The organism is uncultured Odoribacter sp. (assembly GCF_937966165.1).
In the GTDB taxonomy this organism is placed as follows: Bacteria; Bacteroidota; Bacteroidia; order Bacteroidales; family Marinifilaceae; genus Culturomica.
This window is the reverse complement of sequence record NZ_CALCLB010000032.1, coordinates 97,502-123,062: the sequence shown is the minus strand read 5'-3', so window position 1 is coordinate 123,062 and position 25,561 is coordinate 97,502. Positions and strand designations below refer to the sequence as shown.

The 25,561-nt window shown below is 41.1% G+C and carries 21 protein-coding genes and 1 other RNA gene; 12 read left to right on the top strand and 10 right to left on the bottom strand.

Annotated elements, in window-relative coordinates; translation table 11 throughout:
* Positions 1–39: 39 nt before the first annotated feature.
* Genes Q0465_RS12240 through Q0465_RS12230 form a run of 3 tightly spaced genes read right to left on the bottom strand, consistent with a single transcriptional unit; the run spans position 40 to position 7,090 of the window.
* Positions 40–1,722, bottom strand: coding sequence for a RagB/SusD family nutrient uptake outer membrane protein (locus Q0465_RS12240; protein ID WP_298616648.1), 1,683 nt, complete (start codon positions 1,720–1,722; stop codon positions 40–42).
* Between the two features lie 10 nt (positions 1,723–1,732).
* Positions 1,733–4,717, bottom strand: a complete 2,985-nt coding sequence (locus Q0465_RS12235) for a TonB-dependent receptor (protein ID WP_298616647.1) — start codon at positions 4,715–4,717, stop codon at positions 1,733–1,735.
* Between the two features lie 54 nt (positions 4,718–4,771).
* The gene (locus Q0465_RS12230; RefSeq protein WP_298616646.1) at positions 4,772–7,090 is read right to left on the bottom strand and encodes a HAMP domain-containing sensor histidine kinase; all 2,319 of its coding nucleotides are present in this window, start codon (positions 7,088–7,090) and stop codon (positions 4,772–4,774) included.
* An 896-nt stretch (positions 7,091–7,986) separates the two neighbouring features.
* On the opposite strand from Q0465_RS12230, the gene Q0465_RS12225 reads away from it, so the two are divergent.
* Positions 7,987–8,544 (top strand): hypothetical protein, encoded by a 558-nt coding sequence (locus tag Q0465_RS12225; protein WP_298616645.1) that lies wholly within the window; start codon positions 7,987–7,989, stop codon positions 8,542–8,544.
* Here Q0465_RS12225 and Q0465_RS12220 read toward each other — a convergent pair.
* Together Q0465_RS12220 and Q0465_RS12215 are read right to left on the bottom strand one after the other, a co-directional pair.
* Entirely contained in the window at positions 8,481–9,473 is a 993-nt protein-coding gene (locus Q0465_RS12220; RefSeq protein WP_298616644.1) for a GSCFA domain-containing protein, read from the bottom strand. The genes Q0465_RS12225 and Q0465_RS12220 overlap by 64 nt on opposite strands.
* Positions 9,474–9,565: 92 nt before the next feature.
* On the bottom strand, positions 9,566–11,056 hold the full coding sequence (locus Q0465_RS12215) for an arylsulfatase (RefSeq protein ID WP_298616643.1): 1,491 nt from the start codon (positions 11,054–11,056) through the stop codon (positions 9,566–9,568).
* A gap of 294 nt (positions 11,057–11,350) precedes the next feature.
* On the opposite strand from Q0465_RS12215, the gene Q0465_RS12210 reads away from it, so the two are divergent.
* On the top strand, positions 11,351–11,905 hold the full coding sequence (locus Q0465_RS12210; protein WP_298616642.1) for a manganese efflux pump MntP family protein: 555 nt from the start codon (positions 11,351–11,353) through the stop codon (positions 11,903–11,905).
* An 8-nt stretch (positions 11,906–11,913) separates the two neighbouring features.
* On the opposite strand, the gene Q0465_RS12205 is transcribed toward Q0465_RS12210, so the two are convergent.
* The 4 genes from Q0465_RS12205 to Q0465_RS12190 are packed head-to-tail and all read right to left on the bottom strand — an operon-like array spanning position 11,914 to position 15,543.
* Positions 11,914–12,747: an SDR family oxidoreductase gene (locus Q0465_RS12205; protein ID WP_298616641.1), complete on the bottom strand. Its 834-nt coding sequence runs from the start codon at positions 12,745–12,747 to the stop codon at positions 11,914–11,916.
* A 6-nt stretch (positions 12,748–12,753) separates the two neighbouring features.
* Positions 12,754–13,551, bottom strand: coding sequence for an SDR family oxidoreductase (locus Q0465_RS12200; RefSeq protein WP_298616640.1), 798 nt, complete (start codon positions 13,549–13,551; stop codon positions 12,754–12,756).
* Between the two features lie 5 nt (positions 13,552–13,556).
* Positions 13,557–14,762: an NADH:flavin oxidoreductase gene (locus Q0465_RS12195; RefSeq protein ID WP_298616639.1), complete on the bottom strand. Its 1,206-nt coding sequence runs from the start codon at positions 14,760–14,762 to the stop codon at positions 13,557–13,559.
* Between the two features lie 19 nt (positions 14,763–14,781).
* Entirely contained in the window at positions 14,782–15,543 is a 762-nt protein-coding gene (locus Q0465_RS12190; RefSeq protein WP_298616638.1) for a DUF1295 domain-containing protein, read from the bottom strand.
* A 141-nt stretch (positions 15,544–15,684) separates the two neighbouring features.
* Here Q0465_RS12190 and ssrA point away from each other — a divergent pair.
* Positions 15,685–16,082: a transfer-messenger RNA gene (gene ssrA, locus Q0465_RS12185) on the top strand.
* 522 nt (positions 16,083–16,604) lie between these two features.
* Here the strand turns inward: ssrA and Q0465_RS12180 are convergent.
* A complete protein-coding gene (locus Q0465_RS12180) occupies positions 16,605–16,901 on the bottom strand; it encodes a hypothetical protein (protein WP_298616637.1) in 297 nt (98 codons plus the stop codon).
* A gap of 337 nt (positions 16,902–17,238) precedes the next feature.
* Here Q0465_RS12180 and Q0465_RS12175 point away from each other — a divergent pair, with 337 nt between their 5' ends.
* The 9 genes from Q0465_RS12175 to gpmA all read left to right on the top strand — a co-directional run bounded on the left by Q0465_RS12175 (position 17,239) and on the right by gpmA (position 25,533).
* Positions 17,239–17,445 carry a helix-turn-helix transcriptional regulator gene (locus Q0465_RS12175; protein WP_298616636.1) on the top strand — a complete coding sequence of 69 codons (207 nt, stop codon included), beginning with the start codon at positions 17,239–17,241 and terminating at the stop codon, positions 17,443–17,445.
* A gap of 4 nt (positions 17,446–17,449) precedes the next feature.
* Entirely contained in the window at positions 17,450–18,214 is a 765-nt protein-coding gene (locus Q0465_RS12170) for a DUF2971 domain-containing protein (RefSeq protein WP_298616635.1), read from the top strand.
* A 4-nt stretch (positions 18,215–18,218) separates the two neighbouring features.
* Positions 18,219–19,808, top strand: a complete 1,590-nt coding sequence (locus Q0465_RS12165) for an N-6 DNA methylase (protein WP_298616634.1) — start codon at positions 18,219–18,221, stop codon at positions 19,806–19,808.
* Positions 19,795–20,841, top strand: a complete 1,047-nt coding sequence (locus Q0465_RS12160; RefSeq protein WP_298616633.1) for a PDDEXK nuclease domain-containing protein — start codon at positions 19,795–19,797, stop codon at positions 20,839–20,841. Before Q0465_RS12165 ends, Q0465_RS12160 begins: the two co-directional genes overlap by 14 nt.
* Position 20,842: 1 nt before the next feature.
* Positions 20,843–21,625, top strand: a complete 783-nt coding sequence (locus Q0465_RS12155) for a restriction endonuclease subunit S (RefSeq protein ID WP_298616632.1) — start codon at positions 20,843–20,845, stop codon at positions 21,623–21,625.
* A gap of 275 nt (positions 21,626–21,900) precedes the next feature.
* Complete coding sequence (locus Q0465_RS12150) at positions 21,901–22,971, top strand: metallophosphoesterase (RefSeq protein ID WP_298616631.1); 1,071 nt, start codon at positions 21,901–21,903, stop codon at positions 22,969–22,971.
* A 37-nt stretch (positions 22,972–23,008) separates the two neighbouring features.
* The gene (locus Q0465_RS12145; RefSeq protein WP_298616630.1) at positions 23,009–23,398 is read left to right on the top strand and encodes a VOC family protein; all 390 of its coding nucleotides are present in this window, start codon (positions 23,009–23,011) and stop codon (positions 23,396–23,398) included.
* A 275-nt stretch (positions 23,399–23,673) separates the two neighbouring features.
* Positions 23,674–24,501: an alpha/beta hydrolase family protein gene (locus Q0465_RS12140; protein WP_298616629.1), complete on the top strand. Its 828-nt coding sequence runs from the start codon at positions 23,674–23,676 to the stop codon at positions 24,499–24,501.
* 285 nt (positions 24,502–24,786) lie between these two features.
* On the top strand, positions 24,787–25,533 hold the full coding sequence (gpmA, locus tag Q0465_RS12135; protein ID WP_298616628.1) for a 2,3-diphosphoglycerate-dependent phosphoglycerate mutase: 747 nt from the start codon (positions 24,787–24,789) through the stop codon (positions 25,531–25,533).
* The last annotated feature ends 28 nt before the right edge of the window (positions 25,534–25,561 follow it).

The window sequence follows — 25,561 nt, the reverse complement described above, 5'->3', positions numbered from 1 at the left end:
TTGTACGGAGGGGGGTAAAAGAATAAGAATTATTTATCATTACCATCCCGGATTATTTTTTGTGATATATGGATTACCTTCCACCTCATCGATCGGAATAGGCAACCATTCATCACGTCCTTCACGAAATCCCAGATACTCAGACATACCATATTGCTTAAAATTCGGATCGGAAGCTTCCAGTTCGCGGAAACGCTGTACGACTTTTCCCCACCGCAACAAATCGAAAAAGCGGTGTCCTTCACCTGTTAACTCCAGAATCCGTTCATTTTCGATCACTTCCATATCGACAGCCGCTAAGGCCGGTAAATTTACACTTTTACGAGCCCTTACCCGGCTTACGGCTTCCAAAGGGGTCAATGTCCCCTGCTTGCCTCCGCTTACGACAGCCTCCGCATACATCAGCAATACATCAGCATAACGAATGTAGCGATAGTTCACTCCATGCGCCCGCTGATAGTAGAAATACATCCTATTGCCAGGATCTACCGTCGATAAGGTCCAATCGAGCCATTTCCGCCCGGCACATTTATATCTTGCCGCTTTTACATTTGACAAACCGAAACCTTTATCCCCGTATGTTTCCAGATAACTTTTTCCGTCAAAAACAGTCACGGCATCACCGGATTTTGCCGATATATCGTCTGAACCATCGTCGAAGATCAAGGTAGCAAACATACGCGAATCGGTATGTCCGTCAACATCTTTCGAACGGACAAAAGCCTGATAAACCCAATCGTGCATTACCTGATCCTGGGCCGTATTGCCTTTGTCGGTGTTCGGAGGATAGAAACCACGCGGATCTTTCCATACGCCACTTTCAGGAAGACCGGGATTGAAAGAAGTATTTACTGCATCGCCCAGAAACTGAAACTCAAAAATGGATTCGTCATTGTTTTCATGAGCAACGTCAAAATTCCAGTTATAATTATCTGTCAATGTATAAAAACCATCCTCCCCGCGGATAATTTCATCAAAACAGGCAGCAGCCTCATCGTAATAGGTAGCAGACGACTGACCGTAATATTTTTCAATTCCTGAACGGTAAAGATAGACTTTACCCAGTAAAGCGGCTGCCGAAGCCCGGGTAACACGTCCTTGATCATCCGCTCCCCAATATCCTTTTAACGGCAATAACTGACGTGCTTTTTCCAGATCTTGGCAAATAAATTCCCAAACTTCTTCAGGAGCAGCCTGCGGTTTGTAATCTTTAAGCGATTTCGGAAATTCTTTCATCAAAGGAATATTCCGGAAATGGGTGAGCAGAAAAAAATGGCAGAAAGCACGCAGGAAATAAGCTTCTCCCAGATAAGCATTTTTCTGTTTCTCACGGGTGAAATTCACACCAGGAATAACCTCAATCATCTGGCAAGCCTGTGATGCTGCCGTATAAAACAGTTGATAAGGTTGTACAACAGTATAATAGGAGGGAGTAAGTGCAGCGGTATATTGCCCCGGTGAAGCATAATCAGAACGTGCACTTCCTTCATCTCCCCGGTTACAAAGTAATCCCATACCGGAAGCCCCCATGGCCCGGGGCACGGTAATATACGAATAAATACCGATAATGCCCTCATTAATATTTTCCGGAGTTTTATAAAATTGGTTGACATCCTGCTGATTGGGATGGACGGATAAATCATCGAAAACACCATTACAGGCAAGAAACAAGGGTTCCGTAACCAGGCAGATAACCATTATTATTTTAGGAAACGTTTTCATCTTTACAGGATTAAAAAGTTAAACTAAAGCCGGCAGTATAAGTACGGGTATTTACTGTCGGTCCTTGTCTGTGCAGCCCGTCTACGCCACGGTCGAACAGCGTATTGTTACTAACTTCCGGATCATACATGGGATAACCGGTTATTGTAAACAAATTCTGTACCCCGGCATAAAGACGCGCACTCCGGATAAATGTATTCCTCAATAAGCGATCGCTGAATGTATATCCCAGCTGTAGATTTTTACATCTGAAATAAGAACCGTCTTCAACATAAAACGTACTGGGCAAAGAATTACCTCCTGCAAAATTATCTGTTTTGGCAACAGGCAAACCAGTAGCAGTATTACCGGGAGTCCAGGAATTCAGAGCATCTACAGGTTTATTACAAGAATAGTTGAAATAAGCATAGTACTTGGCAGCGCAAAAGATTTCATTTCCCTGAGAACCCTGGAAAAAGGCAGTCAGATCCCACTGCCTGTAACCTAATGTCAGATTCAGACCATACGTAAAATCAGGAACGGGATTCCCGATGACAGTTTTATCATTATCATCCACGGTTCCATTGGGTCTGCCTGTCAAATGTCCCTGGCCATCCAATCCGTTATTATCCTCAAAAATGAAATTTCCCTGAGTATCGATGCCCTTTACGACATAGCCCCAGAAAGAGCCGATAGGTAATCCCGGTTTGGTAATCGTAGCTCTGTCATTAAATTTCGAACTGAATTGTTGTCCACGAATCGGTTGCACCCCATCCCCCAATGCTTTCACCTTATTTTTCAAAAAAGAAATGTTAGCAGTGGTATTCAAGCGGAAAGAATTCCATTCTTTACGGTAAGCTGCTGTCAGTTCAAGTCCTTTATTCTCTACAGATGCCGTATTGAAATAAGGTAAGTCACCTTCATTCAGCGTTAAGGTCTGCCCAGAAGAAGGCAAAGCCTGCAAGGGTGCCAGCAAATCATTATTGCGCTTACGGTACAAGTCCGCCGTAAAAGTCAACTCATTCTGAAAGAAACCTAATTCAATCCCGGCATTGACCGTAACACTGGTTTCCCATGTCAGGTTTTCCTGTGCCAAACGGGTAACATATCCTATGGTGCGTTTATTTCCAAAAATAGCAGGAACAGGACCGTGTGCCAAAGAAAGGAAAGCATAAGGATCGATGAAGTTTGCACCCAGTTCACCATAACTTCCCCTGATTTTCAGTTTACTGATCCAGGGTACACTGAAAAATTTTTCCTGATGAATATTCCAACCGACAGAAACAGACGGAAAGTATCCTACCCTGTGCCCCCGGGCAAATTTAGAGGATTTATCGCTACGTATACTCACCGACAACAGATATCTGTTCCGGTAATCATAATTGACACGCGCAAAAAAAGATAGCAGAGCAGCATTCATTTCCTTTGCTCCGACAGTACCCGGTCCCTTGTACCCGGTAATCTCCGAAGCCCCCAAATCGTTATTATCACTACTGACAGACATCGTCCGGTTATATTCACGCATCCAACTGGTACCCAGCAAAACGTCAACTGTATGACCGTTAAATTTACCGTTATATGTAACTAAATTGTCAACGGTATAATTGAAATTTTCGCCACGGGCTTCATTCAAGGAAGTATAAAGTTGTCCAAAACCGGAAACAGGAGTTCCGTCTTCATTCCAGAGAGTACTATAAGCAGGTATATGAATATAATCGTGACTATTCAGATAACTTCCGGCCAGATTTAATTTATACGTGAGTCCTTCGACTATTTTCATTCCTATACTCAGACTGCCCGTTACATCTGTCGCTTTATTCCTGACCTCCTGATTATAAAAGAGAGCAATAGGATTCTCAACAGCCTCAGATAAAATACTATACTCCGGTCCTGCCGACACATAACGTCCGTATTCGTCTTTTTCCGGAACAGTAGGCAATCCCATCAACCATTCGCTGGGAATTGGTTTCTTCACAGTATGGGCAATAGCAAGATTTTCAGTGACACTCAACCTACCTTTTTTGAAACTACCGTTTACCCGGGCATTGTATTTTTCATAACCCGAGCGAACGAATATACCATCCTGTTTAAAATATCCCAAACCGAAATTGAAAGTGGTATGCTCACGGCCTCCGGAAATCGATGCATTTAAATTATACATGGGAGCCGGACCGAAATACAGATCCTGCCAGTCTGTATCTATCTCCGGACAAGTCGGATTAACATTTTCAGCCGCACGTTCCAGACCACTGTTATCGGCCACCTGATTAGCAAAGCGACGCCACTGTTCTGCATTCATATAATCCAGTTTTTTAGATAAGGTCTGGTAAGCATAAGAACCTGATACTTCAACAATAGTCTTGCCGGATCGCCCCTGACGAGTAGTCACCAATACCACCCCATTAGCCGCTCTCGATCCGTAAATGGCAGCAGCAGAAGCATCTTTCAGTATTTCTATGGAAGCAATATCATACGAATTCAAAGCATTCAATCCATTGTTACTGATCGCTCCGTCGATAACGTACAATGGTTCCGTCGAACCGAAACTACCGGCTCCCCGTATCAATATTTTAACATCCGCTCCGGCTTCCCCACCTTTTTGTATGATCTCAATCCCAGGCATACGTCCCTGTAAAGCAGAAGCTACATTTCCACTCAACTGTTTCTGTATTTCTTCTACCGGAACCGACGCGACAGCAGCAGTCAAACTGGATTTTTTCTGTACACCATACCCAATTACAACAATTTCATCCAGCAGCTCTGCCTCTTCCTGTAAATAAATAACGTAATGATCCTGATGGGATACCGGTATTTCCCTGGACTGATACCCTACATAGGTAATCAGTAATACAGCATCCGTATGCACTTCAAATACAAAATTTCCTTCAGTATCAGAGATCACCCCATTGGAAGTACCTTTTTCCAGAATATTTGCACCTGCAACCGGCTGTCCCCGTTCACTGAATAGAGTTCCGGACACTTTTTTCATACTTTGTGCATAGCAGGGAAATGCCATACTTATAAGCACTAGGAATAGAAATTCCTGTTTTAAGATTTTTTTTAACATAAATTATATAGCTAAATGGCAAGACAATATAACCGCAAAGCGGCTGCCTTTACCAGGCTCCGATTGCAAAACAATATGACCCTCTAATTTTTCAACAATTGCCTGACAGATAGCGAGCCCCAGTCCTGTACCCTGTGCAAATTCATCCTGTTTATAAAAGCGGTCGAATATCATTTTTTGCTGTTCCGGAGATATACCCTTTCCGGTATCTTCCACAAAAATAGCAACCTCTCCACTTTCTTTTAAAACATCGTATCCCAGTTTTATATAACCGTTTTCTGTAAATTTACAGGCATTTGTCAGAAAATTGGTGATTACCTGCGTAAGTCTTCCCTTATCGGCCCAGATAACCGGAGATTCCTCCGCCGTTTCTTTCAAAAATTGCAATTGTTTTGGAATCAACATACGATGAGTAGCATACAGTTCATCTATCAGTTCTCTGACAGAACATTCTCCCATTTCGAAAACCATCTGACCCGATTCGAGCCGCGAAAGTTCCAGAATATCATTAATTAATAAGAGTAATAAATCACTATTCCGGTTAATTGTCCGGATAAATTCCACTTTATCGGTTTCTTCCAAATCTTCTTCTGTAGCCAGAATATTAGAAAAACCGACGATCGCATTGAGCGGTGTTCTGATTTCATGACTCATGTTTGCCAGAAAGGACTGTTTTAATTCTGCTTTTTCCGCTAATTTTTTTGCTAAAATCAACTCTTCTTCCTTATCTTTTACATTCTGTATATTGATGAGCAGGCCGCTGATTTCAGTTTTTCCTCCTTGCTTCATCTCCATGGAACTAAAACGGAATTCCCACCATTCATACTGTGGACCCGTCAGTTTGCAACGATATTGCTGAATAGCTTTCCTCCCTACTTTTATCGAAATTCTGTTCATATCGAACAACGGAAGATCTTCCGGATGAATCAGCTGCTTAAATTCTTCCAAAGTAAGCTGACCCGGCAATTCCCCAATGGGATGCTCAAAATAGAAATAATTGTCCTGAAACCGCCACACATACGTATCTCCCCCCTGTATGGCCAGTTCCAGAGAAGTATTCTTCCGAGATACATTCTGTAAAGCCTCTCTGGTACGCTTTTGTTCACGTATATAGAGATAAATCATACCGGCAATAAACGAAAGTAAAATGAATGTAAGCAAAGAAATTACGATAATAAGTTCTGTCTTATAACGTTCATAAAAAGGCATATTTATAAAACGTACTCCGGCAGGAAGAATATCCTTCTCCAATTTAAACCGATCGAGAGTCTGCCAATCGATCATATACTCTTTTGCACTCTCCGTAATAGGAAGATCAGCGGGCGAAATGCCAGAAAATATTTGAACTGCAAGTTCCGCACCTTCGGTAATCTGCTGTTCGCAGGATGTGAAATACCCTCCAAAATAAGCATTCCAAAACCCGAAAGGTTCATTAATCACAGTAAAGGTCGGACTAATATGACTAAGCCCTAACGGGACCGTAATAATCCCATACAGGTCGTTAAGAAAATATTCCTGAGTAAAAATATCCCCGGACTGACCGATAATAGCAACCCCTTTCATATCCCGGTAAGGGCGGAAAGTTATTACGGAAAAAGGATAGGGACTATTGTTCCGTCCCCATATTTGCAAAGTTTCGAAAAGCGCTGTATCTGCAGGAAAATGCGGATCATCAGGATACATTTGATGCAAATAATAATGATTAAAATGAATATCCGGACATCCTTTCAGCTGTTCGTGAATTTCCCGGTGTGCATATTGTGCCATATAAGTCAATTCGTAATAGGCCGTAATGGCAACATGCTTTTGAAATATTTTTTCTATAAAACGTACATTGGACTCATAATCAACACATTCCCATTTCCCGGTAATATTCCGGTACTTCTCTAACAGTTCCTGCATCGGCTGCAATTGATATACTCCTGTAAATACCACTGGTATTTCACCTATCGACGGATGACCGGACTTCAGGAAAAAACTGAGGGCATAATCATCATTAATGAAAATAAGATCGGGAGGTTTTACAGAAAAACTGTCCAATAATTGATTAAACCATTCTATACGTAAATCAAAATTTTTTCGTTCGGTATCCAAATAATGATAAGAAATCTCAGCGCGGATTCTTCGCTTTTTGAATTCCTTCTCCAACAATTTGTTCATATATAAACAACGCGGATTATCAGAAGCATAAGAATGAATCATCGCAACCCTTTTGAGCGGAAGCTGTTGAAAAGAGAAATAACGGTACCCCTTAAACAGTAATCCACAAAACAAGATTACTCCTGCTATAAGGCAGATACGATTTTTGATTTTCAGTGACATATATTTCTTTATCCAATGTTGCACAAAAATCATCCGGATTCTAAATTAAATTTAGAAACCAAAATCTAACTTCCCATCGTTCCAGTAACCACTTTTACAACCCAGGTGTTCGAAAAACTTAATAAGTCATTCATAATAAAAATCCACATCATTTATATTTTTTTCAAAAAATCTTCTTTTACTTTTTGAAATATTATTCCTGATAAATTTAAAGTACTTCCCTGCTTATCCGATTCGCTAATTCAGTATGCACAACTGTGAAACAACAACTATGGAAATATGACAGACAAATATACATTATTAGATTATTATCTCTCAAAAATTCAATCACAATTTTACAGCATAAAAATTCTTAAACAAAAGTCTATTTTTAAACTTCTACTAACAAAAATGAATACTAAAGATCAAGAGAAGGAATATCCACTTCTTGTCTTCACGGCATCCAAAAACAAACAGAATTACCGGAAAAGCGGAGAATAGGATTTTTGCAATTCGTAAAATACTCCCACTATTTAAAATAATCAGAAAAGTTATACTTAACTGAGAGTATTTAAATATATTAAAAATAAATTATTTATACAAATATTAAATTTATTTTAGTCCATCGAATTCTTTACTATTTCCGTAAACTCTTAAAAAAGAAGATCATAATCCTGAAACATCCAATTTATTTTGAACGCTTACCTTTCGAAAATAAGACGTATTTCAACAGTTATAAACAAAAATGATTCCGGTGAAAAACTATACAATATCTGTTGCAGTTACTATTTACAAGCTGTATTTTGTAAAACTGATCTTTATACTTTTATTTCTGGTAATACATTTCTTCGCATTGTCAGACACTTTTGGACATTTTACTTAAATTTTTTATCTTCGCACCAAATTAGCCGATACCTATGTATAAATTTATCTTTATCCTTTTTCTTTTTTCCGGCAGTCTGACTGCTCAAACCCTTGACTCCGAAATAACCGATACCCTTCAGGTGGAAATGCTACCTGATATTTTTGAGAAATTGGCTGTTATTGAAGGGAACGGGGGCAGGATAGATATAAAAGAAAATGCTCCCGTCAACGATCTGGTACGGATCCATATCCAACAAAACCGGGAACAAAAAACAGTGCCCGGCTACAGGATCCAGATATTTTCAGGAAGTTCCTACGATTACACCGTAGAGCGCCTACAACAAATGAAGACAGACTTTGAAACGGAATTTCCGGATATACCTGTATATTTGAACTATTTCGATCCCGATTTTAAAATCCGGGCCGGTAATTTCCGTTCCCGCCTGGAATGTATTCCGGTTTTAAAACGAATCCGTGCCCGATACCCTGCCTGTTATCCGGTAAAAACAGATATTCCGGTTCAGGATCTGAAAAAACTTTCCCAGTCTCAAACCGAAGAAACCGAAGAAATGGAAGAAGACAGTTCATCCGGACTGAATACAATGTTTTGATTTATTTTTTTCAAAACCTGTATTTCTTCAACCAACCGCTTTTTAAAATTCAAATAGTCGGCAGAGGTGGCAGAGAAAGGACGATGAGCCAAACCTTTATTCAATTTGTCCACCCGAAGCATTAAATCGTAAATCCGGGGAGAAATCCAGGTGTCCCGGAACTTTTCCCAAATATATTCTATTGCTAAAGCAGAAGGATGCAACATATCGTCTGCATAAAACCGATAATCCCGCAATTCATCCATGAGTATCTCATAGGCAGGGAAATAATAAGTCTGAGGTATAGTTCTGCACAGTTCTTCCGCCGACAGTAACAAAACAGCTTTACTGGTCTGATTGGCGTGTGCGCCGTCTTTCCAATGCCGTATCGGACTGACAGTAAAGATTACTTTTAAACGGGGATTTTTCTCTCTAAGCTCAGCCAGCAAAGCCTGATAGACGTTTACAATTTCCTCCACCGACAACCGGAACCGTTCAAAATCTGATCCGGGAAATCTATGGCAATTGGATACGATTATACCACTCTTCCGATACCGGTATACCCAAGCCGTTCCAAAAGTAATCAAAAGGAAATCTGTTTTTTTTAAAAAATCTGCCGCCCGCTCTAAACGCGTATTTATAGAATGCAAACAATCCTCTTTCTTTTCCGATGAAAAACGCCCATGATGGTAGAGACTCACCCACTTCCCCTGGTTTTCCCATAAATCCTCTTCCGTAAAACGGCGTCTTTCCGCTAACATTCTCAGTACATTCGCTGCCGACAAAGGATTATAGACAATCCCGCAGGGATTCACTTCCGTCCTGAAACGGAAATAATCTAATTTTTGTCCGATATTTTCAGTGAAACACGACCCGACAGACAGTATAGAACTGTCGTAATCCATTTGATAAACAGAGGGTTCACATGCTACAAAAGTCCGGAATTCCATATCTTTTCATTTAAAATAAAAAACCGGGAAAGCACCTTTCTCCAGCACTTCCCCGGCTTTCGTATGCCAAAGATACAAAAAACCTCACAATCTCAATCCTGTCCTTTTATCAATTGGAGTTTTTCCGTCATTTCTTTCACTTTTTCCGGATATTCAGCGGCCAGATTATGCTGTTGTGCCACATCCTCTTTCAGGTTGTAAAGCCTTGCTTCTACAGTCTCTCCCCTTCGGGTAGTATATTCCGGTATACAGGCCCAATCTCCCTCTTTCAGCCACAAATCAATTCCATATCCTTCCAGCACCAGATTCTCTCTCCCCTGCTGAGATTTTCCAAGCAATGCGTCAATCTGATTTTCTCCGTCCTTCACTTCGTAGGAAGTGTTCAACAATGCAGCAAAAGAAGGACAAAAATCAACCTGACAAATTAAAGCATCGGAAGAAGTACCGGCCTGTACTTTACCCGGCCAACGCACAATCATCGGAATACGGGCTCCTCCTTCATAGGGATCACATTTCCACCCCCGGAAAGGGCCAGCCGGTTTGTGATCACCATTCATTTCTTCTGCCCTGTCCTGATAACCGTCGTCCAAAACCGGTCCGTTATCACTCGTAAAAATAACAATCGTATTTTCGGTCAGATTCAATTCATCCAGGTATTTTAAAAACTCATTTACACAATAATCGGCTTCCAGAATAACATCCCCGCGGGGGCCCAGTTTGGACTTTCCTGCAAACATCGCATTCGGTAAACGGGGCACATGCGGCTGGTGCAAAGCATAATATAAAAAGAAAGGCTCCTCCTGATGCGCCTTTACATAACCTTTCGCTTCATCCAGAAATACTTTATACATCTCTTCATCCACCCAAAGAGCCGATTTTCCGCCTTTCATGTAACCGATACGGGGAATCCCGTTGGTTATCGACATATTATGTCCCAGACTTGGGTGCATCCGCAATAATTCAGGATTATCTTTGCCTGTAGGCTCTCCGGGAAAATTGTGTTTGTAACTCACTTCAATCGGATCGTTGGGATCCAAATGGACCACCTTTCCATTGCTGACATATACCGTCGGCACCCGGTCGTTCGTAGCCGCCATAATATACGAATAATCAAATCCGATCTCATTCGGAGAAGGAGTAATAAGTTCATTCCAGTTTACATTTCCATTTCCCAAACCCAAATGCCATTTTCCAACAACCCCCGTAACATAACCAGCCTGCTTTAACATTTTAGGCAATGTAGGCATGTCTTCTTTGATCAGCATCGGAGCATCCCCCGGTAATATGGCTGCCCCTACCCGCCAGGGATACATACCTGTCAACATAGCAAAACGGCTCGGGGTACTCGTAGCAGAAGTACAATGCCCATTCAGTTGCCTCAACCCTTCCCTTGCCAAACGGTCTATCCCCGGAGTCTGAATTTCCGTCGCCCCATAACAACTGATATCTCCGTATCCCAGGTCATCAGCCATGATCACAACAATATTAGGTAGCTTTTCCGTCTTTTTGACATGCCCCCCACAGCCAGCCACCAAGGCTGCCAAAGGCAATGTCCCGAATTTCAATAAATCGGCATTCTTCATATTTTTTCCACTTTAAAGTAAATCTAAATATTTTTAATTTAGTCGCAATTGATTCGTAAAAATAATGATATAGCCCGCCATTTGCAAATGATTTACTAATTTTTATTCAAGGATCTAAAAGTTTGTTATCTAACTTTTCCAATGAGATTACGAACAGTATATTTTAAAACTTCTCTTCTATTTATCACCCTGACTGCAGGATTATTTTAAATCCCAAAATTCATTCTCCTCCCTTAGCTTCTTTCTTTTGGAATTCAGCATTTTTAATTATTTTTGTGCAATCAATTGTCTGTAATGGGGTACGCTACTATTATTTTGATTGCATTGGGTCTTTCCATGGACAGTCTGGCTGTCAGTATCAGTGGAGGAATTTTCATGAAGAAGTTCTGTATCCGGAAATCTTTGAAAATGGCACTGATTATGGGAGTATTCCAGGGAGGAATGACTTTAACGGGATGGGGCCTAGGAATCAACTTCAGCAAATATATTTCCGACTACGATCACTGGATTGCCTTTCTGCTGCTTTCTTATTTAGGAGGTAAAATGATATATGAATCTTTTAAAGCCGAAAAATCTTCCCTGGCTTCTTTATCGAATAAAACCTTATTTGCATTGGGGATTGCCACCAGTATCGATGCATTGGCCGTCGGTATCAGTTTCGCTTTTTTGAAAGCCGGTATTTTTATTCCGGTGCTGATCATTGCTTTCGTCACTTTTCTTTTATCCCTGTCCGGAGTATGTTGTGGTTTTCATTTCGGAAAAATCAAATGGATTAATGTAGAATTTGTAGGTGGTATTATTTTAATTGGGATCGGCTTGAAAATTTTATTGGAGCATACGCTGGGATAATTCGTTTGTCAATCTTTTAAATAGTTTGCCAATTTATTTTCTGTCATTTCCCAAAGTTTTTTCCGCTGCTCCTGCTTTTTTACTGCTTCAGGCATTTCCCGCAGCCGCTTGTTTATCCAGAAACCACCGTTTACCGTTTTTCCGGCTTCCGACAATATCAGGTGTAAAGCAGTCGCTGCTCCTTTTTGCGGACTTTTTATAAAAGGGCGGAAAAAAAGATCTGTTAAAGGATCGAACCAGCGGTGCATCGTAATCATACCTGTATCTACAACCCCCGGATCTATAGCATTAACCGTTATTTCTCTTCCTTCCAACCGGTTTGCAAGTTCGGCAGTGAACAGTAATACCCCTAATTTAGAACGACCGTATATTTTAAAAAGGCTGTAATTTTCTGCCGTAATATCAAAAAAATGTTCGTCTATTTTCCCCAAACGGTAGGTACAGGAAGAAGTATTGAGGATACGGCAACCTGGAGAAAAGGCCGGCAGTAATAAACGGGTCAGTAACCAGGGAGAGGCATAATTGACTTGCAGCATCCGCTCCATACCGTCCTCTGTCAGCCCGAATTGCTGACACATCACTCCGGCATTATTGATCAAAGCATCTATCTTTACTCCCTGCCGTAACAGCTGAGCGGCAAATCGCTTTACCGACGCAAAAGAAGCCAAATCCAGTTCCTTTACTTCTATTTTTAAATTACCGGTCAAACCGGCGATTTGTCCCCTGACCTGCTCTGCTTTTTGCCTGTTCCGGCAAGCCATTATCACTCTATATCCGGATCTTGCCAGTGTTTCCGTAATCGCCCGGCCTATGCCCCCGTTAGCACCTGTAACAATATACATACACGTTTATCTCTGATTCGTTGCGGGTAAAAGCCCGCTTTTCCGCATGATCCACCCCGCAAAACCCGACGGTAAAAGTAAAAGCAAAGGCAGGAATAAATGATTCACCAAACCGGGCATACGCATGGCCTTTTTCCGGAACATCGCCCGGATTCCCTTCCGGGCCAACTTTTCCGGACGCATCATAAACCCCAGACGGATAGCCAGTTTTTGCAGATGCTCACTCAGATGATACAAATTGGTGGCTACCCCTCCCGGACATAAGACCGTGACACTTACCCCATATCCGTATAATTCCGACCGGAAAGCCCGCGAAAAGCTTTTCAGATAACGTTTGGTTGAAGCGTACAAGGCGATCCCCGGATAAGGCAACCAGGCAGACAGAGAAGACATATTCAAAATATAACCCCGCCCCCGTTTCTTCATATCTTCCCCAAACAAACGACAAAGCATAGTAGGAGTCAATAAATGAAGCAATACCATTTTCTCCACCTGAATGGCTGGCTGCTCCAGCACTTCCCCAAAATAAAACATTCCCGCATTATTGATCAAAACATCCACCTCTACCGATTTTTCCCGGCAATAAGCGTAGAGCTGAGGGGCTGCTTCCGGTAAGGACAAGTCCATATAAACCGGCACAACCTCTACGCCATACATCTCCCTCAGCAACTCCCCTTTTTCTTCGATTGCCTGTTGTTCATTACTTACAATCAACAAATTGTAGTTCCGCTCTCCCAATACCCTCGCATATTCAAAACCAATTCCGGAACTTGCACCAGTGATCAGTGCCCATCGATTTTGCATAGCCTTTACTTTTTCAGTTCTTTCAATATCCTGGACGGCAAACCGGAAAGATGCTGATGGCAAGCCATCTCCCGCGAATACATCCGGGCAATACAATAATTAGTATGCTCACAGGCACAACGGGCATTTTCCTCCCGTTGCATCCGGTTTACAAAATCCGGTTCGTTCAACAAAGCACGCGCCATGGATACAAATTCAAATCCTTTATCCAGCACTTCGTCTATTTTCTCCCGGGAAACCAAACCACCTACATATACTAAGGGTAATTTCAAATTTTCCCGGAATTTCAAAGCATCCGGTAAAAAATAAGCCTCTTCGAAAGGAGCATCCGGAATCATAAACCGTCCCACAGCCCTTACTCCCCATTTTAACCACCAGCATTTCATATAGTGAGTCATCGTATACAAAGGCATCTTTCCCCGCATCACATACATCGGAGCCTTGCTCACAAATCCTCCACTCAGAATTAAAGCATGAACACCCTCTTTTTCCAAAGTACGCCCTACTTCCAGGGTCTCTTCCAACTCCATTCCTCCCTTAAACCCATCCCGCATATTCATTTTCACCAATACAGCCAAGTCTCCTCCGGCAGTTTGCATCACTTCCCCCATCACCATTTTCATAAAACGCATGCGGTTTTCCAAAGTCCCTCCAAACTCATCTTTGCGATGATTGGTATAAGGAGATAAAAACTGACTGATTAAATAACCGTGGCCGGCATGAACTTCTACTGCATCAAAACCCGCTTCTTTTACGAAACGAACGGCTTCCCCGAAAGAGCGGGCCATATCGTATACCTCTCCTTTCCGCATTCCCCGTACTAAGGTGGGGGAATAAATATTTATTCCTCCCGAAGCGGACAGGGGACGGCAACCGGCCTGATTCCGGTGGGACATATTCCCGCAATGTCCGATCTGAATAGAAGCCGCAGCTCCTTCTTTGTGAATGGCATCCGTAATTTTCCGTAAACCGGGAATAATTTCAGGCCGCAGCCACAATTGATGCGGAAAAGATAACCCACTCCGTACGACTGCAGCATAAGCCAAAGTGGTCATACCTATTCCACCGGCAGCCACCGACCGATGATAATCAAATAACATATCCGAAGGTGCATTTCCGGGACACATTCCCTCAAATGCAGCAGCACGTATCGTCCGGTTACGCAAAGTCAACGGGCCGATTTTAGCCGGCGTAAATAATTTTGAATCCATATATTTTTGTATCGTTTTATCAATATATAAAAGGGATAACCCGCTTCTTTTTTCCCACTTCTTCCCCAAACATTTCCTTATACCTCTGGTAAATCCGATCGGCCCGGGGTATCAGATTAGCTGCAGTCCACCAGGCAAAAACCGCCCCGGCCCACGACCAGGTTAATAGGGCAAATCCACACCATTCCACTATCTCTCCAAAATAATTGGCCGAAGTTATATAACGGAAAAAACCACCCTGAGGCAAATAATGGCCCGTATCCCCAGGCTTCCTCAAATGCCGGATAATATAGTCAGAATGTATATTGATGGCCATCCCTGCAAAAAACAACAGACTACCCATTATAAACTGAGGGGTCGCCAACCAGCCGGGAGTATACCGATCTAAAGGAGAAAGATAAAAAATCCATTCTCCCTGCATGGTCCCATTTAAAACATTGAAAAAAATCCCCATGCTCATAATGCCAACCGGCATTTTGCTCTTTCCCTTCAGTAAAAAAGGATAAATAAAAGAACGCTGAAAATAATGCATTTCAAAAAACAGAAAAAATATCAGCGGCACACATTCAAAACGCCGGTCAGAAAAATACCAATACCCCAGCATTACTAAAAATACAGGAGCCTCCATCAACAGCCAACCTACTTTATTGTTAACAGCTATACCCCATTTTTTATCAAAAAATATACCGTAACCTGCTTTTACATAATAGAGGGCAATAAAGACTACCACAGCTATTCCGGCCATGACGATCAAAAACCAATGAAAAGTCTCCAGATTCATTTTCAAAAATTTGTCCTAAATTACAAAAAATAACATATCCTTCTGCTTCTTTCCCGAAAATCTTACTATTTCCTTTTGTTTTTTAATAAAAACCTTTCCTTTCTCTTTCCGAATAGTTATCTTTGCAGTCCATACCATAGAGGGGCAGACATGGCTTTGACAGCATGAAGAATAGGTATGTAAGCATGTCGGGAGCAGTGAAACGGCCCGTAAATCCCGGACACAAAATTTTAATTGGCGAAGAAAATTACGCTCTTGCTGCCTAATCGAAGCATAGTAGAGGTGGCTTAATCTCTGTTCAAGGAACGGAGACAAGACATCCCGCCGGTGGTTTCACCTTATTCCGGCCGGCATACGGGGTGCAGTCAATATAAGGTTAGTCTGAGCCGGCTTCGGGCGAAAGGCGAAAATTCAGAAGCTAAGCGATGGCTTGGGTGCTTTTTTCCGGACCATCGTCGAAAACCAATAAAAAGCTAAGCATGTAGAAAGCATATGGATTCCGTGTTTGGACCAGGGTTCGATTCCCTGCTGCTCCACAATAAATATTGATAATCGATATTTAAAAAATTACACCCAATTTCTCATACCGCTTTGTGAAACGGGGTGTTTTATTTTTATAATTTAATCAACTGAGCTTTACAGCGGATTACCGAAACTTTCTTTGATCTTCTTCATCGTATATGTTCTGTTGTTTTATATGTATTTTAATCATTCTTGTATATTTTATAAAATTGTTTTGTCCGCCAAATATTCATCACGGGAAAGGTCTTTAAGCCAGAGTCTGTAAGATTCAAGTATTCAGCAAGCTCTTTTGAAATACCAGCTCAAAAAGTAGCAGATTTCTTTTGTCATCTTTTCCCTCCGGTCTGTTGTATTTGCCGGTTTGATGCTCCACTCGCTTTTTCGTAATTCATCCTGCGTTAAAACGCCGATACTTCCTCCTTTTAGTCAGGCTTTGCCTGCCTAACGTCGGCAAACAACCCGGCGTTTTTTAACACTCCGGACTTCAAACGAAAAGACGCTCGTTCCCGCAAGGACCGGCAAATACAACAGACCTCCGGTTATACACAGCCGAACTGGTACCGGAGTTTAGGAGAAAACGTCCAATAAATCCACTTGCCTTTATTCCGGATTTTATATTCCGGGACGGGTAAATTTCTTTCCACCGCCATAAAAAAAGGATCTTCTGTATATTGCCCGGAAGGACTCCATTCCATCCGGACAACGCCATCGGTAAGTACTGTAAAACGAACGTCTTTTTCCTGATAAGCAACAGCTTCCCGGAAGGGCGTTGCTAACGTAAAATTTTTTCCTACGGAAAGGACTGACAGTATGAAAAACAAAAATAGATTTTTCATGTTTTAAGGTTTTATCCGAAGAGCACACTTTCACGCTTGAACCACAATAGTTTATATAAACATTTATATTACAGTATATTTACTTTTCACTTATTGATAAATGATACCGCAAAGTTCTCCCGAAGGGTACGATATTAAAAAAATAATCGCCCGTACTTACAGTGTGAAAAAATGGTGATTGGTATCTTCTAAAGAGCAGGCGTCGTAAAATCATATCATTAAAATTGATGTTTTGCTCACTTTTTTGCAGTTTGGTGCAATATATAACCTATTCAATCAAATATATACCTAAATAATTCGCATCTTTGCAATCATGTTGGGTAGACACATATTAAATATGAAGTGCAAATTACTAAACCGCATCAAAGTCGTTCTCGCAGAGAAAAATAAGAGCAATAAAGGACTCTTCGGACAATTGGATAAAGATCCTGCTATAATCTCCAAATGGGTTACCAATACAACACAGCCCAATGGGGAGACGCTAATTCAAATATCCAAAGTTTTAGGTATAACTGTGGATGACTTATTGAGACCGGAACAATAGACTTATGGGAACAGTCAAATTATATAAATATCTGGATTATAATGGTGGATTGATGATGTTATCTTATAGTAATCTTCAATTTACCAATGCTACGCAGTTGAATGATCCGTTTGATTGCCACCCATCGTTAATTGATTTCTCTAATGTCCCGAAAGAAGCATGTGGGAGCTGTCCTCCGGAAATAATTGAAGAATCAAGAAGGGCTCCATTTCGTAGAAACAGAGAACAGGTGTGGATATGTAGCCTTTCCAAAATACATGATTCAATCTTGATGTGGAGCTATTACAGTAAACATAAAGGTACCTGTATTGGTTTGGATATGGAAAAAGCTAAAAAGTATCTTTCGAGAATGCATGGAAGAATCATGATTAGCTGTGTGGAAGTGGAAGTACAATATAAGGATATGGTAGAAAAACCAGATTATTTTAGGGATACAAAAGACTTTTTCCATTATCAATTATCCACAAAAGCAAAGGCTTGGGAGCATGAACAAGAGGTCAGGTTATTTATTTTAGCCCCTTCCCCTACGTATAGGATATTATTGCCACACCAGAATGATAAAAATGGTCCGATTGATTGGAAAGAAGTTCGGGCTTTTCCTAAAATCGGAGGAGAGTGCTTTGAGTCTGTCTATCTGGGAATCAATATGCATACAGATGAGAAATCAAAAATAATAAGCGCTGCCCGAAAACTGAATCCAGACATGAAGATTTACCAAATGGGGATTGATACAAATGCCTTTAGATTAAATACAGAACTGATAAAATAATAAAATGGCTAAGAAACAAAATAGACCGATAAAGGAGGAAGCTCTTGAAACGATACTTTTCAATTGTCGTAACAGTCTGCGTGGACGCGCAGCCATGACAGACAAACGCGACTTATTGCTAACTCTTGTATTCCTGAAGTTCATAGGAGAACGGTTCAAGCAGCAAAAGGAAAAAATCAGGCATGAAATAGTGGAAGTGCAGGGCATTAATGATAGGGATTTCATTGAGCTGCAACTATCACGTCCCAACCAATATATGCAGGATGGAGTATTCTTCCTGACAGATGAGACATTCTGGGACAAACTGATTCTTACTTCGCCTACTGGTATGTCCATCGCTTTTGATACGGCTATAAAAACTTTGGATGACAACGAGCCTAAGTTGAAAAATGCCCTTCCGCAGCAAATTTTCACCAAAACGGCCCTTGAACCGGGAGTTTTGAAAAGCGTAGTGGATGAAATTAACAAGATAGATCTGCAGAAATTTAATGACCATGACCTCATAGGGCGTGTTTATGAGTATTTCTTACAGGCTTTTTCCATCAACGCAGACAAAGAGGAAGGAGAATTTTACACGCCGCATTCTATCGTGGAGCTTATAGCCTCTCTCATCGAACCTTTTGACGGAACAGTCTATGACCCTTGCTGCGGTTCCGGCGGCATGTTCGTTCAAGCGGCAAAGTTCATAGAAGCGCATGGTGGAAACACCAAAGCTGTCAATGTGTATGGGCAGGAATCAGAACCGGCAACCTATCGTCTTGCAAAGATGAATCTGGCTATCCGAGGCATCTCTTACCATTTGGGAGACAGAGCCGTGTCCACTTTCTCCGATGACCAGCATAAAGATCTCAAGTTTAATTACATCATGGCGAACCCGCCGTTCAATTTGAAGAAATATGCCGAATATGGAGGTTTTGAGACTGATCCCCGATGGCAAGGCTATGGAGTTCCTCCTACCAGCAATGCCAATTATGCGTGGATTCTGCATATCCTTAACAAATTAAATGTCAGCCGTGGAATCGCAGGATTTCTACTTGCCAACGGTGCATTGGACGACAGTGATACGCTTGAAATACGCAAACAGCTAATTGAAAACGATAAAGTAGAGGCCATTATCATTTTGCCACGAAACATGTTCTATTCTACCGACATATCCGTTACCCTCTGGATATTGAACAACAACAAGAAAGGCGGTCCGTGGCACGGAAGGCAACTTCGTAACCGCACAGGTGAAATTCTGTTCATCGACTTGCGGACTTGGAACAGGAATATATACGAAAAGAAATATGTCCGTCTGTCGAAAACGGAAATAGACAGAGTGAGTCAAATATATTTCAACTGGCAAACCGAGAATTTTGCTGAGTATGCCGAGCCGGAATTATACTATGCTGCGCATCGTGACGAAATTCAAGAAAAGGGATATTCTCTCGTGCCTTCCAGATATATTGAGTTTATTGATCGCGATACAGAAATAGACTATAAATCTGCTCTTTCTGAAATGAGTTATAAATTTGATGCGCTGAAGAAAAGATGGGATGCAAACGAAACGGAACTCGTAAACGCTTTCAAAATTTTAGGGTATGGAAAAGAATAAGCTACAACATCATGATATAACAACCGATAAACTGATTGATGACATTCGGAGTATCATAGAACAAGGCCGGAGACAGGCATATGTGGCAGCCAATCAAATTGCGGTACTTACCTATTGGCACATCGGGCGGCGGATAGTGGAGGAAGAACAGCATGGAGAAGCCCGTGCGCAATATGGCACCCGGTTGATTAAAACATTGGCAGAACAACTGATACCTAAATACGGCAGTACGTTCAGCAAACGAAATCTGGATTACTTTCGTCAATTCTATTTGTGCTTCAACAACTTAGAGATTGTGAACACGCGTGTTCACAATTTGACCTGGTCACACTTCCGCTCGATTATACAGGTTGCAGACCCTAAGGCCAGAGAGTGGTATGTGAAAGAAGCCTCGGAACAGATGTGGAGTGTGAGAACACTCAATCGTAACATCGGTACACAGTACTATGGTCGCCGTATGGCTTGCGTAAGGGAAGGTCTGGCATTGCCAGCCCCAGACATCGAAGCCAATGATCCCCTGGAGTATATAAAGAGTCCGGTGGTTGCCGAGTTTTTGGGCTTCCGCAAGGACAGTAAATATGACGAGAGCCAGTTGGAGCAAGCCTTAATAGATCATCTGCAACAATTTATCATGGAATTGGGGCGTGGTTTTGCCTTTGTTGACCGGCAGAAACACATTTCAACGGACACCGGTGATTTTTACATTGACCTCGTGTTCTATAACATCAAACTCAAGCGTTACGTGCTGTTTGAATTGAAAATACATCCTCTGACACATGCGGACGTGGGACAATTGGATATGTATGTTCGGATGTACGATGACCTTGTAAAAGATGAGAATGACGATCCCACAATAGGCATATTGCTTTGCACCGAAACCGACAAAGTAATGGCAAAATACTCAGTACTTAACGGTAGCGAGCAACTTTTTGCAGCTAAATATATGGCATATATGCCGACGGAGGAAGAATTGAGCAGGGAGATAGAACAGCAAAAACGGTTCTTCTTGGAACAATACGGAAAAGAGGAATGATATGGGAGAAAGTCATGTGAAATGGGTTAGGTTGGGAGATTGTATTTCCCAAAGACGTGAAAACAACAATAACTATGATGTACCTATATATGGAGTAACACGTGATGGATTTATTCCTCCCAAACAAAAAGAGGCAGATACTAGTATGTATAATACTTTCTACCTTAATGATTTTGTTTTTAATCCAGCACGAATGGAAATAAATTCTATATACCTAAACGATTTTTGTGAAAAGGCAATATGTTCTTCTCTTTACGAAATATTCTATATTAACAACACTGATGTATTACTACCTCATTTTTTTCATATATTCTTAAAAAGAAGTGAGTTTGCAAGGCAATGTGAATATATTGGTTGGGGATCTGCAAGAGAATATTGTAGAACAACAAACATTTCAGATATTGAAATTCCGTTGCCATCTCCTGCCGAACAGCAGAAAGTTGTAAATGCATGGAAAGCATTTCGGGAAATCAAAGAACAAAACGAGGCGAAGGCTGCTCCACTTATGCAGGTCTGCCAAAGTTATATACAAAAGGCTAAAAAGAATAATGTAGATAAGTATCGTATTAGTAATGCGATAAAAGTTGTAGATACGATAAATAAAGAAGGGTATTCCTATGAGGTTTTGGGATTGAATAATAAAAATAGCAAGTTAAAATTTCTATCAATCTCTTTGGCAACACTTGATGCCGCAAAAGAGTATGAGAAATCCAACTCAAATAATCAGGATATTTCCTCAGATAAAATATACATTGCAGTTTCACGCTTTTTTCTTCTGCTTTAGCTTTCTTTTTCCTGTAAAAAAACAATTCCGGATATAAAATCAAATCGTCTCCCTAAAAAATATTCAATTTATAAAGGAATAAAAAAGTAATACCCCTTCATTTTCAGGTGTTTCAGTATACGATTCTTCCCTGATTCATTTTTAAGATCAAACCTTTTTCTGAAATAATCTTTCCAGCGCCCCGGAAACTTCCGGGAATTAGAATTTAAATGATCTGATTTAATTAAAAATTCCTGCTAACTTTGAAAAATTCAAAGGAAATACAATAGCATACGATGAAAAACTTTCTTTTATTAAGTCTACTGTGCCTTTCCGGAATAGTACAGGCACAAATTTATCCGGTTACTCCGGCACTTGAGAATCAAAAATCGTTTTCCATGATTCTATTACCTGACCCTCAGTCTTACACAAAATTCGAAGCAAATCAGCCCTTGTTCGAACTCATGACCCGCTGGTGCGCCCTTAACCGGAAAAAGTTGGCGGTAAAAGCTGTCCTTTGCACGGGTGACCTAGTTGAACAAAATGAATGGCCCGTACCCGACAATATAAACGGCGATCAAACCAGTACCCAGCAATGGGAAGCAGCCGCCCGTTCATTCAATTGCCTGGATAACCGTATTCCCTATATTATCTGTACAGGCAATCACGATTACGGTTATGAAAAAGCTGAAAACCGGCTTTGTCATTTCCCGGAATATTTTCCGGCAGAAAAAAATGCCTGTTGGAAAGAATGTCTGGTGAGTACAACTAAAAATGCTTTTGGGATCCCGACCCTTGAAAATGCAGCTTACGAATTCGATACCGATACCTGGGGAAAAATTTTAGTGATTTCTTTGGAATTTGCTCCCCGGGAGGAGGCTCTAAGCTGGGCTAAAAAACTGGCAGATTCTCCCCAATACAAAACCCACAAAATCATTGTCCTTACTCATTCTTATATGGAAATCGACGGAAGTATATTTGAAAAAGAGAATTACAAAATCACTCCTGCCAATTACGGAAAAGCCATCTGGGAAAAACTGATCTATCCGACTCCTAATATCGATCTTCTGATCTGCGGCCATGCCTGTGAAATAACCGACCTGGAAGGTACGGTAAGTTACCGGGAGGACAAAAACAGCCGGGGAGAATATGTACCTCAAATGATGTTTAATGCACAGACAGCCGACAAACAATGGTTTGGAAACGGAGGAGACGGTTGGCTGAGAATACTGGAGTTTATGCCGGACGGGAAAACAATCAAAGTAAGAACGTTCTCTCCTTTATTTGCAGTCTCTCCCACTACAGCTGAATTTGCCTGGCGTACGGCTAAATTCGACCAGTTCGATATCGTCCTGAACAAAAAGTAATTACCATAAACATTCCCCTTAACTATTCTGAACAAAAATGAAACTGGAACACATTGCTATCTGGGTTGACGATCTGGAAAAGATGCGGCAATTTTATATGACTTATTTCGATGTAAGTTGCGGAGAAAAATATGTAAATCCGAAAAAACAATATACCTCCTACTTCCTTTCTTTCGGTCCGGATCAATGCCGGATCGAGTTGATGAACAGGCCGGATATAGACGAAAAGAAGGGGAAAAGAGGTTTTACAAAAGGTTTGGCGCATTTATCCGTCTCCCTGGGAAGTAAAGAAGCCGTAAACGAACTGACAGAACGTTTACGAAAATCGGATTATTCCATTGCCAGCGAACCCCGCACCACCGGAGACGGCTATTACGAAAGTGCCGTTCTGGATCCGGAAGGCAATTACATTGAGTTACTGGCATAAAGAAAAATGTGAAAATGTTTAAGAGCTCTATTGTTTATTGGCTGATTTTTGGTTGACGGTCCGGTTGTAACTAATTTTTCGCTCCGGATGAAAGAAACAAACCAGGGATTTACTCCTGTAGAACAGTTTTTGAAAAAGCATATATCGAAAATCAGGAATATACAAACAAACCTGTATTTTAACGTTTTCACACTTGAACAATTAAACTCTATACACTTAAACATTTGAACTTTTTTACACTTGCACAATTCTACTTTTTATAAAATGCATAATCCATGAAAATCAGATTTTTTTTACTTGCTTTCTTACTGTGTGCGTTTTTCTTTTCTCTTTCAGCACAGACGGTCGATACGATTCTTATTTTCTCTCCTTCCATGAAAAAAGAAATTAAAAACGTCATCATTCTCCCCGAGGGGTACAAAAAAGACAAAAAACAGCTGTATCCGGTCGTCTATTTACTTCACGGACATGGGGGCCGATATGACAGTTGGATAAAGGAAACCCAACCGCGCCTTCCGGAATTAGCCACAGAACTGGGGATGATCTTTGTCTGTCCCGATGGATCCAACAGTTGGTACTGGGACAGTCCTGTAGATTCCAATAGCCGTTACGAAACTTATGTGAGCCAGGAATTAATCAACTATATCGATAAAAATTACCGCAGCCTAGCTTCTTCAAAAGGACGCGCCATTACCGGTTATAGTATGGGAGGTCACGGTGCCCTCTGGCTGGCTTTCCGTCATCCGGACATTTATGGAGCTGCCGGGTCTATGAGCGGAGGAGTAGACATCCGCCCCTTTCCTCATAGCTGGCATATGAAAGACTATCTGGGCAGCTATGAAAAAAATCCGGAGATATGGGAAAAACATACCGTTATCAATCAATTGCCCTACAAAGCTCCCGCCGGACAGCTAGCCCTTATTATCGACTGCGGTTCCAGTGATTTTTTCTATGAAGTAAACCAAAAATTACACGAAAAACTGCTTTATTACCGCATTCCGCACGATTATATTATTCGGCCCGGATCACATACTTACAGCTATTGGAGAAATGCTGTTGATTACCAATTACTCTATTTCAATAAATATTTTAAATCCTTGTAAACAAGGATTTTTTTATTTCCAGGAATAACAAATTTTGCGCACAAAACCGGGATAATCTTTCCGGTCAGCCTGGCCGGATATTTCAAGCAAAACGAAAAGGCAGTGTCCGGGAAAAGTAAACAAATTGACTTCGGAACCGTATCTATTCTGGAGGACAATGTAAATACAAACATTTAAAATATAAAATGTCCGTAAATTCAGAGCGAAAAGCGGAATACAAAGTTCAAACAAGACGTTCGTGAATCCAGAACAAAAGATAGAATATAAACTTTTAAAATAAAAAAAATGAAAAAACTAGTATTACTCCGTCACGGGGAAAGTACCTGGAATAAGGAAAACCGGTTTACGGGCTGGACCGATGTAGATCTGACGGAAAAAGGCATTGAAGAAGCAATCAAAGCCGGAGACTTGCTGAAAGAAAAAGGGTTTGTTTTTGAAAAAGCCTATACTTCCTACCTAAAGAGGGCGATAAAAACATTAAATGTAGCATTGGACCGGATGGATCTGGATTGGATACCGGTAGAAAAAACCTGGCGTTTAAATGAAAAACATTACGGGGCTTTACAAGGATTGAATAAAAGTGAAACAGCAGAAAAATACGGAGAGGAACAAGTAAAAATCTGGCGCCGTAGTTATGATGTGGCACCTCCGGCTTTACGGGAAGATGATCCGCGGAATCCCCGTCTGGACATTCGCTATATGGGAATTCAGGGAGATCATTTGCCCCTGACTGAAGCCTTAAAAGATACAGTAGAACGTATCTTACCCTATTGGAAAGAAGTAATTGCCCCGACTTTACAACATTTCGGACAAATTCTGATCGTTGCCCACGGAAACAGTCTGAGAGGAATTATCAAGTACTTAAAAAATATTTCCGAGGAAGAAATCGTAAAATTGAATTTGCCCACAGCTGTGCCCTATGTATTCGAATTTGACGATGAATTAAATTTAAAACAGGATTACTTTTTAGGAGATCCGGAAGAGATCCGGAAAATGATGGAGGCCGTTGCCAACCAGGGAAAGAAAAAATAGTCCGTTTATTTTCAGCATAAAGATTGAG

Excerpts from the sequence above, each read along its gene's own strand:
- Q0465_RS12220 (WP_298616644.1), bottom strand. The coding sequence starts at position 9,473 with ATGGAATTCCGGACTTTTGTAGCATGTGAACCCTCTGTTTATCAAATG.
- Q0465_RS12170 (WP_298616635.1), top strand. The coding sequence starts at position 17,450 with ATGGGAACAGTCAAATTATATAAATATCTGGATTATAATGGTGGATTG.
- Q0465_RS12150 (WP_298616631.1), top strand. The coding sequence starts at position 21,901 with ATGAAAAACTTTCTTTTATTAAGTCTACTGTGCCTTTCCGGAATAGTA.
- Q0465_RS12145 (WP_298616630.1), top strand. The coding sequence starts at position 23,009 with ATGAAACTGGAACACATTGCTATCTGGGTTGACGATCTGGAAAAGATG.
- Q0465_RS12225 (WP_298616645.1), top strand. The coding sequence starts at position 7,987 with ATGTATAAATTTATCTTTATCCTTTTTCTTTTTTCCGGCAGTCTGACT.
- Q0465_RS12200 (WP_298616640.1), bottom strand. The coding sequence starts at position 13,551 with ATGCAAAATCGATGGGCACTGATCACTGGTGCAAGTTCCGGAATTGGT.
- Q0465_RS12175 (WP_298616636.1), top strand. The coding sequence starts at position 17,239 with ATGAAGTGCAAATTACTAAACCGCATCAAAGTCGTTCTCGCAGAGAAA.
- Q0465_RS12230 (WP_298616646.1), bottom strand. The coding sequence starts at position 7,090 with ATGTCACTGAAAATCAAAAATCGTATCTGCCTTATAGCAGGAGTAATC.
- Q0465_RS12140 (WP_298616629.1), top strand. The coding sequence starts at position 23,674 with ATGAAAATCAGATTTTTTTTACTTGCTTTCTTACTGTGTGCGTTTTTC.
- Q0465_RS12215 (WP_298616643.1), bottom strand. The coding sequence starts at position 11,056 with ATGAAGAATGCCGATTTATTGAAATTCGGGACATTGCCTTTGGCAGCC.
- gpmA (WP_298616628.1), top strand. The coding sequence starts at position 24,787 with ATGAAAAAACTAGTATTACTCCGTCACGGGGAAAGTACCTGGAATAAG.
- Q0465_RS12165 (WP_298616634.1), top strand. The coding sequence starts at position 18,219 with ATGGCTAAGAAACAAAATAGACCGATAAAGGAGGAAGCTCTTGAAACG.
- Q0465_RS12210 (WP_298616642.1), top strand. The coding sequence starts at position 11,351 with ATGGGGTACGCTACTATTATTTTGATTGCATTGGGTCTTTCCATGGAC.
- Q0465_RS12235 (WP_298616647.1), bottom strand. The coding sequence starts at position 4,717 with ATGGCATTTCCCTGCTATGCACAAAGTATGAAAAAAGTGTCCGGAACT.
- Q0465_RS12205 (WP_298616641.1), bottom strand. The coding sequence starts at position 12,747 with ATGTATATTGTTACAGGTGCTAACGGGGGCATAGGCCGGGCGATTACG.
- Q0465_RS12190 (WP_298616638.1), bottom strand. The coding sequence starts at position 15,543 with ATGAATCTGGAGACTTTTCATTGGTTTTTGATCGTCATGGCCGGAATA.
- Q0465_RS12240 (WP_298616648.1), bottom strand. The coding sequence starts at position 1,722 with ATGAAAACGTTTCCTAAAATAATAATGGTTATCTGCCTGGTTACGGAA.
- Q0465_RS12155 (WP_298616632.1), top strand. The coding sequence starts at position 20,843 with ATGGGAGAAAGTCATGTGAAATGGGTTAGGTTGGGAGATTGTATTTCC.
- Q0465_RS12180 (WP_298616637.1), bottom strand. The coding sequence starts at position 16,901 with ATGAAAAATCTATTTTTGTTTTTCATACTGTCAGTCCTTTCCGTAGGA.
- Q0465_RS12160 (WP_298616633.1), top strand. The coding sequence starts at position 19,795 with ATGGAAAAGAATAAGCTACAACATCATGATATAACAACCGATAAACTG.
- Q0465_RS12195 (WP_298616639.1), bottom strand. The coding sequence starts at position 14,762 with ATGGATTCAAAATTATTTACGCCGGCTAAAATCGGCCCGTTGACTTTG.